This is a genomic window from Maridesulfovibrio salexigens DSM 2638, assembly GCF_000023445.1.
Classification (GTDB): domain Bacteria; phylum Desulfobacterota; class Desulfovibrionia; order Desulfovibrionales; family Desulfovibrionaceae; genus Maridesulfovibrio; species Maridesulfovibrio salexigens.
In genome coordinates this window covers 3594336-3606875 of sequence record NC_012881.1, presented here as the reverse complement: position 1 = coordinate 3606875, position 12540 = coordinate 3594336, and the positions used below count along the sequence as shown (strand labels likewise).

Below are 12540 nucleotides of genomic sequence, written 5' to 3'. Positions count from 1 at the left end.
GGCATCTATAATGGCTGCTGAATTTGTACAGGTAACTAAAGCCGAAGCAGGGCAAAAACTGGTTCGTTTTCTGGAACGGCGTGTGGATGGAGCCGTCCCGCGCTCTGCCATTATGCGTTGGATTCGTAAAGGTAATGTCCGTGTGGATAAAGGGCGCTGTAAGCCTTTTGATCTGGTCAAAGAAGGGCAGACCGTGCGTATCCCTCCGTATAAGGCAGAGGAAACAGCACAGCATAAAAAACTTCCCGAACTCCCCATAATTTACGAAGATGATAATTATCTGGCTGTGTGTAAACCGGCAGGGCTTCCTACACAGGGCGGTACCGGGCATGATGATTCCGTCGCTGACCGCCTGCTGTCTATGTTTGCGGATGCTCACTACAAACCTGCTCCAGCTCACCGTTTGGACCGGGATACCTCCGGTGTGATCCTGGCTGGGAAATCTCATCAAGGTCAGAAGGATTTATCCGATTTCTTTGCTGAACATGGCGAAGGGGGTAAATTCTACCTTGCAGAGGTTGAGGGTAGGTGGCCCGAAGAAGACTGGGTGGAGTTGCACGATAAGATGGAGAAGAGCGGTTCCAAGGGCCGTGAAAAGGTCGTTGTCGGCTCCGGCAAGGATGCTTCGAGTTCTGTCTGTCCTGTAACAATCGGGGAAAAGTCTTCGCTGCTTATTGTTAAGCTGCATACTGGCCGTACTCATCAGATCAGGGTTCAGCTTTCATCTCGCGGTTTTCCTATTGCGGGTGATGTAAAATACGGCGGTCAAAATGGGAAAATGAAACTTCATTGTCTGCGGATCGATACCCCGTGGTTCTCGGTAGGTTGTCTGCCGGATTGGGAAAAACTGCCTGACATTTCTGATCATTATTTCGACAAACACGCTTAGAACAGTCAGGTGATTTAGTCTGCATTTTGAGACAGTTGAACTCGGTTCAGCTGTCTTTTTTTGTGCCTGCTGAAAATTTATATTCATGTTTTAGAATTAAAAGTTATTGACAAACGGTAATTCATTGCCGTAATTCGTGAATCAGAAAACGGGTGAAATACTCTTAAGGAGAGATTGATGGATAAGATTAAGAAGATGAGCATTTTTCTGAAATATGCATTTTTGCTGGTGTTGATTGCAATTCCGGTTTTTGAGTTCGCCGGTTGGTTTTTGTTTAAAGGTGATCCGGATGCGTATTTCATCCCTGAATTTTTGCTGACCTTGGATTCAGATTATTTGGCTCCCCTTACGGAGGGGCAAAAAATACTGGGAGCTCTGGCTTCTGCTCCTTATATGGTGCTGGGTATGTTCTGTTTTTGGCAGTTGGTTAAGCTGTTCGGGCTGTATTCACAGGGACAGATTTTTACTGCCGAGAATTCAGCATGCTACAGGAAGGCTGCATGGGCACTGCTTATTGGTGAGATCGTTTATCCTTTTACCCAGACTGCGGTTACGTACGTAGCAACCATGAATAATGCAGTGGGGGATCGGCTTATTTCTATCGGATTTGACGATTCAAATCTTGGAAATATCGTTGTTGCTTGTGTGATTCTCGCTATCTCTTGGGTCATGGATGAAGGACGTAAGCTTCAGGACGAAGCTGAGCTCACAATTTAAGGGATTGATATGGCGATACTTATTAACCTTGATGTGATGTTGGCTAAAAGAAAAGTTTCATCCAAAGAATTGGCTGAGGCCGTTGGAATTACCCCGCAGAATTTATCTGTGCTCAAGACCGGAAAGGCCAAGGCCATCAGGTTCAGTACACTTGATGCCATCTGCAAGTTTCTGGAGTGTCAGCCCGGAGATATTCTTGAGTTCCGGGATGAACAAGGAAGTGTAAATATTTAAGGACTCCCCTTATTCCGGCCGGGTTATGGTTGTCCCGGCCTGCGGCAGAACCGGGGAAATCCGGTTCTGCCTTTTTTATTCCCTGAAACCGGGAAGGAAGAAAATGTCTGCTAAGCATGAAAATAGAAATATTGACGTAAATTCCCTCAAAGAAGGCCAAATGGGTAAACGGAAAAAACTTATTTTCCTGTTGGCTCTGATTGTTATTGCCGGGTGCGTTCTTGCGGTAGTCCTTGATGGCGATGAGGAAGTTGTTGAGTACAAGACAGCTGTTGCCTGTATAGGAAATTTCACTGTTGATGTTGCTGCCAGCGGAACTTTGCAGCCGCGCAATAAGGTTATTGTTGGTTGTGAAATATCAGGGACAATCGATAAGATTTTCAAAGATTACAATGACAAGGTCGTTAAGGGAGAACTTCTGGCCCGAATGAGCACTGATGAATTGCAGGCCCGTGTTAATCAATTGCGGGCGGCTCTTGAGTCTTCGCGCGCTAATGTGCGTAAATCACAGGTCGATTTGAAGGATAAGAAAAATGAGTGCACGCGCATGGGCAACTTGCGCAAGAAAAATGCGGTCTCCCAAAAGAAATTGGATAGTGCGATTACTGCCCGCGACATGGCTGATGCACATCTTGCCGAAGCAAGAGCTATGGTCCGTCAGGCTGAGGCAAATTTGAATGAAGCGGAGGCAAATCTTAAAAAAGCATCGATAACTTCACCGATTGATGGCTTGGTTCTTACCCGTCACGTTGAGGCAGGTCAGGCGGTTTCTTCAGGGATGAATACCCCGGAGCTTTATACACTGGCGACCAGCCTCAAGGAAATGCGGCTTGAGCTGAATGTTGATGAAGCTGATGTGGGAAAGATCAAGGCAGGTCAGAAAGCAGTATTCACCGTCGATGCTTATGAGGGAAGAAAGTTTCCTGCCAAATTTATCAAACTGCGTTATGCCCCGCAGCGGGTACAGGGTGTTGTTACCTACGTGGGAATATTTTCCGTGGACAATCGGGATTTATTGTTGCGGCCGGGAATGACTGCTGCGGCCAAGATTGAAATTGAACAGGTGCGCGATCAATTGATCATTCCTAACGGAGCCTTGCGTTTTTCTCCAGCGGATGCCGTTCCTGAGAGTTCCATCAACACTCCTTCCTCAAGAAATGCCAACATATGGATTCTCAGGGACGGTCTTCCGCAAAAAGTGGCGATTCGTAAAGGCAGCACTAATGGTCGCTTCACCCAGATTGTTGATGGGCAACTATCTGAAGGGGACGAGGTTATTCTCTCCCGTGTCGAAGCGGTATCTGAAAGCAGTATGATTCTATCCTTAGAGTAGGCAGGCAGCGAAATGATTGAACTTAAGAACATCACCCGAATCTATAGTACTGGCGGTGCCGAAGTGCGCGCACTGGACGGTATAGATATGACCATTGAAAATGGCGAGTTTGTGGCTGTTATGGGCAGTTCCGGTTCTGGAAAATCCACTACTATGAATATTCTCGGATGTTTGGATGCTCCTTCGTCCGGCAGTTATCTCTTTGAGGGGCTTGAAGTTACCTCGTTGAGCCGGAGTCAAAAGGCCCGTTTACGCCGCAGATATCTTGGGTTTGTTTTTCAGGGATTCAATCTGCTAAGCCGGACAACTGCTCTAGAAAATGTTGAATTGCCACTGGTTTATCGTGGATTGGGTAAGAAAGAGCGACGTAATATGGCTTATGCTGCGCTCGATAAAGTAGGGCTTGCTGACCGGGCAATGCATACCACCACGGAAATGTCCGGCGGGCAGCAGCAACGCGTAGCCATTGCCCGAGCCATTGTTTGCAACCCTTTTCTCTTGCTTGCGGATGAGCCAACCGGAAACCTTGATTCCGCACGCAGTAATGAGATCATGCAATTGTTGACTTCATTACAGGCTGAACATGGCATTACAGTGGTTATGGTTACTCATGAACCGGAAATGGCTCTCTGGGCCTCGCGTACCATCGAGTTCCGCGATGGGAAGATAATTAAGGAAGGTCATTGATGTTTTTGCAAGCCGTATTGCTTTCTTTTCGCACACTGTTACGCAATAAACTTCGGTCCTGTTTGACTGTGCTTGGGATTGTCATTGGTGTAGGGTCGGTTATCGCTGTAGTTGTAATCGGTCAGGGAGCCAGCAGAAAGCTGACCAACGAGATCTCCAGCCTCGGAAGTAGGATGATTATGATCTATCCTGATGAGGAAAACGGTGTAGGCTTTGCCGGGGAGACTTCTAATCTGGTCCCCTTCAAAAATTCAGATGTTGAAGCCATCAAACGTGAATTTCCTGATTGCGGCGGGGTAGCACCTGTTTCGGAATCCGCAGTTGTTGCGGTGTTCGGGAACAACAATTGTCAGACAGCTATTACCGGAACTGAGAGCAGTTATTTCTCCATCAGGAATTGGCGGGTCAAGTCGGGGCGATTTTTCAACACCAGTGAAGAAAGAGCGGGTAAGTCTGTCTGTATTATCGGTGAGAAAGTCAGCAAGAATCTTTTTAAAGGAATGGACCCCATTGGTTCATTTATCCGCGTAGATCGTTTTGCTTATCAGGTTATCGGAGTGCTTAAGTCTAAAGGCGGGTCAATGGCCGGCAAGGAACAGGATGATATTGTTCTTGTTCCCCTTAAAGTCTTTCAGCGTCGGATTTCCGGTAATAAAGAGGTGGGGATGATTATTGTTGGCTGTGGTCCCGGTCAGGATTCCACCGCGCTCAAAAGGCAACTAAAGCAGGTTATGCTTGAACGCCGTCCAGTCCCGCCCGGGCACGGTAATAATTTCGCCATTGAAGATATGAAAGAGATTATTAAGACCGTTAAAAAACAGACTCGGATTTTTACAACATTTATAAGCGCCATTGCAGCCATCAGCCTGTTGGTCGGCGGGATCGGGATCATGAATATTATGCTTGTTTCCGTAACAGAGAGGACCCGGGAAATCGGTATCCGTATGGCTGTGGGAGCGCAGGAGAAGGACATTCTTGTTCAGTTTCTGGTGGAAGCGGTGGTCCTTTCTCTTTTCGGCGGACTGCTGGGTATTTCTATCGGGCTGTTGCTTCCATTGTCTGTGACCGGATATATGAAGATTCCTTTTGTTGTTGATATGCGAATTATCCTGGTCAGTTTTTTGTTTTCAGGATTGGTCGGTATTGTTTTCGGATATTTTCCTGCGCGGCGCGCAGCCCGGATGAATCCTATTGATGCTTTGCGGCACGAGTAACTGATCCGACTAAATCAGTTAATATAAAAATCCCCGCAACCATAAGGCTGCGGGGATTTTTGTAGTTCGAACTAAGCTTTGAATTATTTCTTGGCTTTTTTCTTGGGCGGCTTGACCTTACCGGTCTGTTCCATCATTTCGCGTTCTGCGGACGGGGCGCGGTGTACAGGTTTCATGTACAGGCTGTTAGTCGGGCAGTGGTCAACGCAGATGGAGCAGTAGACGCATGCGAAAGGATCGCAGATCCATGTTCCGGTGCCGCTGTCTTTATCTTTAGTGACGGTAATGCACTGTGAAGGGCATTTAATCTGGCATTTTTTACAGAAAATGCACTCGTCAATGTTATTGAACAGTTCACCTCTGTAGCGTTCAAAAGGCTCACGTTTCTCGATGGGATACATGCGAGTGGAGCTTTTTTGAAGGAGGTTCTTCAGTACAGTGGGAGTCATGTTAAGCATGTCTCGGCCTCCTAGCGTTCCGTGCAGCTGATGCACGGGTCGATTGACAGAATGATAACCGGAACATCAGCCAGTTCGCAGTTGGGAAGCATCGCCAGGAGAGGCGGAATGTTCGCAAACGTGGGAGTTCTGATGCGGACCCTGTCAAGGAACTTCTTGCCGCTACCTTTCAAGTAGTAGAGGCATTCACCGCGGGGCTGTTCCACGCGGGTTATAACTTCGCCTTCGGGGTTACCCTTGCAGGGAGCTGCAATGTCGCCCTGAGGAAGTCCGGCAATGGCCTGTCTTACGAGGTCTGCGGACTGCAGGGTTTCCCGGAAACGAACTGTGGAGCGTGCCCAGCAGTCGCCGTCGGTTTCGACAATGGGTTCGAAGTCGATTTTATCAAATGCTGCGTACTTCAGAAGACGCATATCGGAAGCAACACCGCTACCGCGCAGGGTCGGGCCTGCTGCGCCGAGGTCATAGGCCTGCTCTTTGGTAAGAGTGCCAACGCCCTTGGTACGTGCGCAAACTGTGTAGTCGTTGAGGATGGTGTTCTGGATTTCCTTGATTTCCTTTTCACAGGTATCAACTTCGGAAAGGATCCAGGAGCACATCTCGGGAGTCAGGTCCTGACGGACACCGCCGACTACGTTAACGGAAGTGATAACGCGGCTACCGGTGGTAGCTTCGTTGATGTCCATAATGCGTTCACGGATGCGCCAGAATTGCATGAACAGGGCTTCGAAGCCGAAAGCATCGGCAAAGAGACCCAGCCAGAGCAGGTGGCTGTGCATACGGTGAAGTTCGGACCAGATGGTGCGGAGGTATTCGGCTCTTTCAGGAACCTCGATACCCATCATTTCCTCAATGCCCTGACAGTAGCACATTGAGTGGATGTTGGAGCAGATACCGCAGACGCGTTCAACGACCTGGATCATCTGGTGGTAATCGCGGATTTCAGCGAGTTTTTCCAGACCCCTGTGAACGTATCCGAGTGCGGGAATGGCCTCCTGTACGATCTCGTCTTCCACGACAAGCTTCACATGCAGCGGCTCCGGGAGAACCGGATGCTGCGGACCGAAAGGTATGATGGTACGTGCCATAATTTACCCTATAGTTGTTATCGTCTTGGGTTCATCCGGGAAGACGAGTTATTTTTTAGGTTTCATCGCCTTTGTGTTGTTACACATAGGGATGATGGTCACTTCGTCGTCAAGGTACAGCTTGCGGCCGAAATCGAGTACGAGGCCGTCGAACTTGATGTCGAACTGGTCCTGTATTTCGTTTTCGATGAGCAGTGCTGCGAAGTAAACGCCGCTGATGGAGGGCACGGGTTTATCCATGTCCACGGTCAGGCGCAGGTTGGTGAGTACTTCGTTTTTATCAAAATGGTAGATGATATCCGCCTGTCCGTCACCGATGGTGGTGCAGGAGAAGGTGACCATGCGCTGCCCGTCACTCTTCATCTTGGATACTTCGCCTACCAGGCTTTCCAGAGTTACATCTATCTGATTTTCAATCACGATCTTACCCCTCGTAAGGTTTAGCCTTTAAGGCCTTCAAACTTGGCAAGGGCTGCGACCACGCCGTCGATGATGGCTTCGGGTTTCGCCGGACAGCCGGGGACGTAAACATCAACCGGGATTACCTTGTCGACTCCGCCGAGAACGTTGTAGCACTCGCGGAAAACACCGCCGGACAGGCCGCAGGCACCGATTGCGATAACACCTTTAGGATCAGGCATCTGATCGTAGATGTTGCGCAGGACCTTTGCGTTCCTGTGGTTGACGGTTCCGGTCACCAGAAGGACATCGGCGTGCTTGGGGTTACCCACGTTGACAACACCGAAACGTTCAACGTCGTACAGCGGTGTCAGGCATGCCAGAACTTCGATATCGCAGCCGTTGCAGCTTCCGCAGTCAAAATGCATGATCCACGGAGACTTGGCGCGTGAATTTCCAATGAATTTCTTGAACATAAGCTTAACCTGCGTACAGCCAGATGAGGTTGACGAAAGACATGGCCAGACCGATGCTCCATACGTACTTGAGCATCCAGCGCCAGGTCATGCGCGCCATAGTGTTATCAATGATCAGCTCTGCAAAGTAGGTGGAGGCGATCAAGAGTACGCAACCTACCAGGCTGGTGTGCCAGAAGAGGGCACAGATACCGAGAATGAAGATGGTTTCATACCAGTGGCCGATTTCGATGATGCCAAGGTAAGGACCGGAGAACTCGGTAAGCATACCTTTAACCAGCTCCTGGTGCCCGTGGTGGGAAGTGGAGAAGTCAAAGGGGGATTTTCTCAGCTTGATGGTCAGAGCATAACCGAGGACTACGAACATGAGCGGCAGCTGCACAAGCAGAGGCTGTTCGTAAGCCAGAATCTCATCAATCCTGAAGCTTCCGGTTACCATGAAGATGGATGCGAAAACGAGGATGAGGAGCGGTTCGTAGGTCAGGACCTGAATCAGTTCGCGCTGAGAACCGACCTGGCTGTAAGGGGAAGGAGTGGAAAGACCACCCATGACCAGGAATACAGCTCCGATAGCCTGAACAAAGAAGATCAGGAGCAGGTCGCTTCCGGCAAAGAGCAGACCTACGGACAGGGCTGCTGCAATGAGGTAAACCCATGAGCAGAAAACCTGCCAGAAGTTGCTGACAACTTTTTCTTTACCGAACAGTTTTGCAACATCGTAGAAGGGCTGCAGGAGCGGGGGACCGAAGCGGGACTGCAGGCGCGCAGTAATGCGTCTGTCCAGACCGGCAATAAGGCCGCCCAGAATAGGAGCAATAACGATGCCGAGTATGATGAGAATTAAAGTTTTCATTACAGAGCCCCTCCCAGCATAAGAACGATGAGAGCAAGAGCAACAAAGTTGACCCAGAGGGTGAGTTTTTCTTCACCGAAGAACTCTTTCATGTAGTAGTTGCTTGCCTTGAGTTCTACCGGGCCGTTCATGGGTCCGATGAAGGACTGAACACCGGTTTCGGGAACGTTGGCACCACACATGTAAGTCTGGGAAGTCTTATCGGTTGCAGACTTCTTGGTCTCAATCCATGAGTAGATGAACGCGGCAGCAAGGATGATGAAGATGGGGTAAACAGCAAAGACACCGATGGGTGATGTGAATACGCCAGCAGTAATTTCAAAGGACTTGCCGACCATAGGCTCAATGAGCTTGGTGTAAATGACAGGTGAGAAGAAAGACAGAACCACTGCGATACCGGCAAGAGCGGTCAGGGTCAGTCTAGTCAGCACACTCTGGGATTCTGCGGGAACTTTGTCGCGCAGGGGAGCGGTGAGCAGGATACCTGCCCAGCGGGCCCAGAATACGAGGGAAACCGCACTACCGAGAGCGAGCATGGTAATTACGAACATGTCGCCGGATGCGGATTCGATAGCCATCCACTTACCAAGCAGAACACCGAAGGGGGGCAGGAGCATGGTCATGACGCCCACGATTGTGATGATCGCAGTACGGGGCATCTTGAGATACAGGCCGTGCATGTCTTCAATGTCGCGGCTGCCGATACCGTGCTCAATTGTGCCGACGCACAGGAAGAGCAGGGCCTTGGAGGCTGCGTGGAAGATAATCAGGATGATTGCTGCGGTGATGGCCCAACTGGTATTCAGGCCGGCACAACAGATAATCAAACCGAGGTTACTGATAGTAGAGTAGGCAAGGATTTTCTTGCCGTTGCTCTGGCTGACCGCAATGGCGGCACAGGCAAGGAAGGTAAAGGCACCACAGAGTGCCACACCCTGGCTGAGGAAGGTTCCTGCGTAAGCGGGAGCGAGTCTCAGGACGATGTATACACCGGCCTTAACCATGGTGGAGGAGTGAAGCAGTGCGGAGACCGGAGTCGGCGCAACCATCGCTCCGAGCAGCCAGCTCTGGAAAGGAACCTGAGCGGCTTTGGTGAAACCTGCGAGACAGAGCAGACCCAGAGGAGCAAGCATGAGGCCGCCCATGGGACCGGCCTGAATGATGACCTGAAGGTCAAGGGAACCGGTTTCAGCGTAGGCCCAAATCATACCGAAGACGAAAGCAACACCGCCGAGTGCGTTAAGCATCAGGGCGCGGGTAGCATTCTTGACCGCAATCTGGGTCTGGTCATGCCCGATGAGCATGAAAGAGCAGAAGGTGGTCACTTCAAAGAAGAAGTAGAGCCAGAGAATGTTGTTGGAAAGCACCAGCCCGTTCATTGCTCCGAGGAACAGAACGAGAAAGAAAAAGAATTGCGGCTGGCGGGATTTTACCAAGTGCATGTGTTCTTCATGCTCCTTCATGTACGGAATCGCAAAGAAGCAGATCAGCGATCCGATGACGGAGATGACGGCAACCATGATCAGGGAGAGGCTGTCCGCAAAGATAGCGGGAGTCTCGACCGCATGGTCGACGATGAACAATTCAAACGCAGCAAGCGGAATGATCTGTAAGATCACGAAGATCTTGATCATCTGATTTTTGAGTTTGAAAGCGTAATAGAGCATTACGAAAAGCAGGGCAAAATCCGCCAGGGTTACGAGGGAATCCCAGCTGATTCCTACAATTGTACCTGGAGAATAGGTAAAAGACCCTTGACCGAGCAGGGCAAGGGAGACCGCGGCAAGAACTACACCTGTAGCAAGAACGATCAGGGATCTGATCGCGCTTACTCGCAGAAAGTAGCAGCCGACAGCAGCCACCAAGGGCAACAAGATGGCCAGAACTAACATCATGGGCAACATACGGACCTCACTGTAACGCGATGTTGTACCAGATTTTGGAAAAAGTGCCTCAGCCGTGTGAACTTTTTAGGTTTCGTGTAACTCTTGAAAATGTTTCACAATTATCACCTAAACTGTACAAATTAGTCTTCAAAATTCGAAGAAAAGTCAACAGCTAATTGAGATGAAATGGGTTTATGTACCTATAGAAATTGCTGATAATTGAAAATTATTTTGTGAAAAATTTAACCAGCTCATTGGGTGATAGTGGTTAAATCTATTGTTAATGCCGATTTTTCAGGATAGAAACTATGCTATGAATAGATGGGAATTTGTGAATAATCGAATTTTGCGGCTGATTATTTTTTGTAGTTTGCTGGTTTTGATCTCCGGGTGCGGAAAAAAGGTGATTGGACTTCCCGGTGCGGATGGCGGCGGGCGCGTTTCGCATTCATCGCTGAAATCATCGGTGGTCAAAAGTGCGCGGGCTCAGGTCGGTAAACCCTATAAATGGGGAGGCTCTTCGCCTAGAGAGGGCTTTGATTGTTCCGGGCTGGTCTGGTGGGTCTACCATCGTCATGGGATTAGTGTTCCGCGCGTTTCATGGCAACAGAAGGGAGCTGGTAGGGCCGTAAGTAGAAATGAAATTCAGGCTGGAGATATCGTTCTTTTCAAAATTCCCGGACAGAGCAAAAGCCTGCATACCGGAATATATTCCGGAAATGGCTACTCATTTATTCATAGCCCCAAGAGCGGACATAAGGTTCGTGAAGAGTCCATGGAAAAGAATTACTGGCGCAAATACTATATCGGGGCGCGTAGAGTTATCAATTAAAAAGGGAGCTTGCATTGCAAGCTCCCTTTCTTTCTAATCTTATTGTGTACTCTGCCGCTACTGAACAGTAGAGCAGGTCGGAGGCTGGATGTGTGCGCCGCTTCCGGCATTACCCAGTCTTTCCACATAGTTTTTAACTTCGTCCTGCTCTCTCCAGCCGGAATAGAGTTCCTGCCAGTCGTTGAAAGTCATAACTTCGGATTCAAGGTAGGATTCGTGTCCTTTGATCCAAAGGTTGAAGAGATACATCTCCATTTTGAAATCTTTGGAGTCGAAAACCTTGGGAACAATCTTGCTGCTGTACTTGGTGCCGTCAAAGCGTGCGCCGATGAACGAGCAGACGGTATTCATGGATTTCTGCTGGTCGATTTCCTCGTTATTCATCAGATCGAGTAGACCTTTCAGGCTGGGGTATTCTTTATCAACCTGAGTACAGATTTCTTCCGGGACCTTGACTGTCAGTTTCTTGCCTTCTTCAAAGATGAAGTAGAATCTCATCCAGTGGTCAAACATGAAAACTTCGGATATATCTTCGACAGCTTGGTTGAATGCTTTATTTGGCTTGGCTTTTTTCATGGTTTTCTCCTCACAGGATTTTCGCCGGAGGGTATTTACTCTGCTTCCGGCAGGGAAAGTTTTATATGTTCATGATGCGGACTGTAGTCAAGGGGTAAAATCAAGGCTGTCTTAAAATTTTCTTAAATATAAGGCACTTAGTTTGTGAAAAAAATATTTTGTTGAATGTAGGGCGGTGTGCGGGCAATTGTGTTAGCTTAAGTTCTTTACAATTGCATCCTTTCTAGGGTACTGACACCTTCTTTGCAGCATATAATCGTGCAGCAAGTACGAAAAAAATATTCAGGAGGTCCTCCAAATGGGTAGGCACAAAAAGATCGAAAGAAAGAAAGAACTTCAGCGTAAACGTCATCGTAGAGCTAAAAGAATCAAAGCTCGCATCGCAGAAGCAAAGGCTGCAGCAGCCAGCTAAGTTATTTTACTGTTCTGTTTCAGTCCCCGCGCAGGCTTAGGCCGGCATTAAGCGGGACTGATCCGGTTCAGCCCCCTCATATTCAGGGACAGGTCCGCCAGCCTCAGTCGAGAGGTATGGCGTGCCTTTTTTTATTGGAGGGTATTATGCCGATTTATGAATACCAATGTCATGAATGTCAGCAGATATTTGAAGAATGGCAGACAAGCTTTGAAGATAAAGAGCTGGAATGTCCGGTCTGCGGTGGTTTAGCCACTAAGGTCCTTTCCCATTCCTCCTTCGTGCTTAAAGGCGGAGGCTGGTATTCTTCCGGGTACTGTAAAACCGACTCGGCTGCCGGGAAAACCGGTAACTCCAGTCCGGCGGGAAGCGGTACCACTGCATCCACATCCTCGGATTCTTCCGCAAAGAGTTCCGACAGCGCATCAAGCTAGCTGATAAAGGCCAGACGGCCCGGTGTATGCCGGGCCGTCTGTTTTTTTGGGC

15 protein-coding genes are annotated in these 12540 nt (G+C 49.0%); 8 read left to right on the top strand and 7 right to left on the bottom strand.

Annotated elements, in window-relative coordinates; genetic code table 11:
• Nucleotides 1-10: 10 nt before the first annotated feature.
• From DESAL_RS16490 to DESAL_RS16465, 6 genes are all read left to right on the top strand, one after another.
• On the top strand, nucleotides 11-889 hold the full coding sequence (locus tag DESAL_RS16490; RefSeq protein ID WP_015853111.1) for an RluA family pseudouridine synthase: 879 nt from the start codon (nucleotides 11-13) through the stop codon (nucleotides 887-889).
• A gap of 177 nt (nucleotides 890-1066) precedes the next feature.
• On the top strand, nucleotides 1067-1606 hold the full coding sequence (locus tag DESAL_RS19875) for a DUF2975 domain-containing protein (RefSeq protein WP_015853110.1): 540 nt from the start codon (nucleotides 1067-1069) through the stop codon (nucleotides 1604-1606).
• Between the two features lie 9 nt (nucleotides 1607-1615).
• On the top strand, nucleotides 1616-1840 hold the full coding sequence (locus DESAL_RS16480; protein WP_015853109.1) for a helix-turn-helix domain-containing protein: 225 nt from the start codon (nucleotides 1616-1618) through the stop codon (nucleotides 1838-1840).
• A gap of 103 nt (nucleotides 1841-1943) precedes the next feature.
• Nucleotides 1944-3173 (top strand): efflux RND transporter periplasmic adaptor subunit, encoded by a 1230-nt coding sequence (locus DESAL_RS16475; protein WP_015853108.1) that lies wholly within the window; start codon nucleotides 1944-1946, stop codon nucleotides 3171-3173.
• 12 nt (nucleotides 3174-3185) lie between these two features.
• Nucleotides 3186-3860, top strand: coding sequence for an ABC transporter ATP-binding protein (locus DESAL_RS16470; RefSeq protein ID WP_015853107.1), 675 nt, complete (start codon nucleotides 3186-3188; stop codon nucleotides 3858-3860).
• Nucleotides 3860-5074: an ABC transporter permease gene (locus DESAL_RS16465; protein ID WP_015853106.1), complete on the top strand. Its 1215-nt coding sequence runs from the start codon at nucleotides 3860-3862 to the stop codon at nucleotides 5072-5074. The genes DESAL_RS16470 and DESAL_RS16465 overlap by 1 nt, the downstream gene beginning before the upstream one ends.
• An 83-nt stretch (nucleotides 5075-5157) precedes the next feature.
• Here DESAL_RS16465 and DESAL_RS16460 read toward each other — a convergent pair whose 3' ends face one another.
• The 6 genes from DESAL_RS16460 to DESAL_RS16435 are packed head-to-tail and all read right to left on the bottom strand — an operon-like array spanning nucleotide 5158 to nucleotide 10252.
• On the bottom strand, nucleotides 5158-5532 hold the full coding sequence (locus tag DESAL_RS16460) for a 4Fe-4S dicluster domain-containing protein (protein WP_015853105.1): 375 nt from the start codon (nucleotides 5530-5532) through the stop codon (nucleotides 5158-5160).
• 11 nt (nucleotides 5533-5543) lie between these two features.
• The gene (locus tag DESAL_RS16455) at nucleotides 5544-6620 is read right to left on the bottom strand and encodes a hydrogenase large subunit (RefSeq protein ID WP_015853104.1); all 1077 of its coding nucleotides are present in this window, start codon (nucleotides 6618-6620) and stop codon (nucleotides 5544-5546) included.
• 48 nt (nucleotides 6621-6668) lie between these two features.
• Nucleotides 6669-7040, bottom strand: a complete 372-nt coding sequence (locus DESAL_RS16450) for an NADH-quinone oxidoreductase subunit C (protein ID WP_015853103.1) — start codon at nucleotides 7038-7040, stop codon at nucleotides 6669-6671.
• 20 nt (nucleotides 7041-7060) lie between these two features.
• Complete coding sequence (locus tag DESAL_RS16445) at nucleotides 7061-7495, bottom strand: NADH-quinone oxidoreductase subunit B family protein (protein ID WP_015853102.1); 435 nt, start codon at nucleotides 7493-7495, stop codon at nucleotides 7061-7063.
• A gap of 4 nt (nucleotides 7496-7499) precedes the next feature.
• The gene (locus tag DESAL_RS16440; RefSeq protein ID WP_015853101.1) at nucleotides 7500-8348 is read right to left on the bottom strand and encodes a respiratory chain complex I subunit 1 family protein; all 849 of its coding nucleotides are present in this window, start codon (nucleotides 8346-8348) and stop codon (nucleotides 7500-7502) included.
• On the bottom strand, nucleotides 8348-10252 hold the full coding sequence (locus DESAL_RS16435; RefSeq protein WP_015853100.1) for an NADH-quinone oxidoreductase subunit 5 family protein: 1905 nt from the start codon (nucleotides 10250-10252) through the stop codon (nucleotides 8348-8350). The genes DESAL_RS16440 and DESAL_RS16435 overlap by 1 nt, the downstream gene beginning before the upstream one ends.
• Before the next feature lie 385 nt (nucleotides 10253-10637).
• Between DESAL_RS16435 and DESAL_RS16430 the strand changes: the two genes are divergently transcribed.
• Entirely contained in the window at nucleotides 10638-11066 is a 429-nt protein-coding gene (locus DESAL_RS16430; protein WP_245543756.1) for a C40 family peptidase, read from the top strand.
• Nucleotides 11067-11123: 57 nt separating this feature from the next.
• On the opposite strand, the gene DESAL_RS16425 is transcribed toward DESAL_RS16430, so the two are convergent.
• On the bottom strand, nucleotides 11124-11642 hold the full coding sequence (locus DESAL_RS16425; protein WP_015853098.1) for a hypothetical protein: 519 nt from the start codon (nucleotides 11640-11642) through the stop codon (nucleotides 11124-11126).
• 558 nt (nucleotides 11643-12200) lie between these two features.
• Between DESAL_RS16425 and DESAL_RS16420 the strand changes: the two genes are divergently transcribed.
• Nucleotides 12201-12488, top strand: coding sequence for an FmdB family zinc ribbon protein (locus DESAL_RS16420; protein ID WP_015853096.1), 288 nt, complete (start codon nucleotides 12201-12203; stop codon nucleotides 12486-12488).
• The last annotated feature ends 52 nt before the right edge of the window (nucleotides 12489-12540 follow it).

Bases quoted from the DNA above. Each gene is read 5' to 3' on its own strand.
- DESAL_RS16490 (WP_015853111.1), top strand. From the start codon at position 11: ATGGCTGCTGAATTTGTACAGGTAACTAAAGCCGAAGCAGGGCAAAAA.
- DESAL_RS19875 (WP_015853110.1), top strand. From the start codon at position 1,067: ATGGATAAGATTAAGAAGATGAGCATTTTTCTGAAATATGCATTTTTG.
- DESAL_RS16480 (WP_015853109.1), top strand. From the start codon at position 1,616: ATGGCGATACTTATTAACCTTGATGTGATGTTGGCTAAAAGAAAAGTT.
- DESAL_RS16475 (WP_015853108.1), top strand. From the start codon at position 1,944: ATGTCTGCTAAGCATGAAAATAGAAATATTGACGTAAATTCCCTCAAA.
- DESAL_RS16470 (WP_015853107.1), top strand. From the start codon at position 3,186: ATGATTGAACTTAAGAACATCACCCGAATCTATAGTACTGGCGGTGCC.
- DESAL_RS16465 (WP_015853106.1), top strand. From the start codon at position 3,860: ATGTTTTTGCAAGCCGTATTGCTTTCTTTTCGCACACTGTTACGCAAT.
- DESAL_RS16460 (WP_015853105.1), bottom strand. From the start codon at position 5,532: ATGCTTAACATGACTCCCACTGTACTGAAGAACCTCCTTCAAAAAAGC.
- DESAL_RS16455 (WP_015853104.1), bottom strand. From the start codon at position 6,620: ATGGCACGTACCATCATACCTTTCGGTCCGCAGCATCCGGTTCTCCCG.
- DESAL_RS16445 (WP_015853102.1), bottom strand. From the start codon at position 7,495: ATGTTCAAGAAATTCATTGGAAATTCACGCGCCAAGTCTCCGTGGATC.
- DESAL_RS16440 (WP_015853101.1), bottom strand. From the start codon at position 8,348: ATGAAAACTTTAATTCTCATCATACTCGGCATCGTTATTGCTCCTATT.
- DESAL_RS16435 (WP_015853100.1), bottom strand. From the start codon at position 10,252: ATGTTGCCCATGATGTTAGTTCTGGCCATCTTGTTGCCCTTGGTGGCT.
- DESAL_RS16425 (WP_015853098.1), bottom strand. From the start codon at position 11,642: ATGAAAAAAGCCAAGCCAAATAAAGCATTCAACCAAGCTGTCGAAGAT.
- DESAL_RS16420 (WP_015853096.1), top strand. From the start codon at position 12,201: ATGCCGATTTATGAATACCAATGTCATGAATGTCAGCAGATATTTGAA.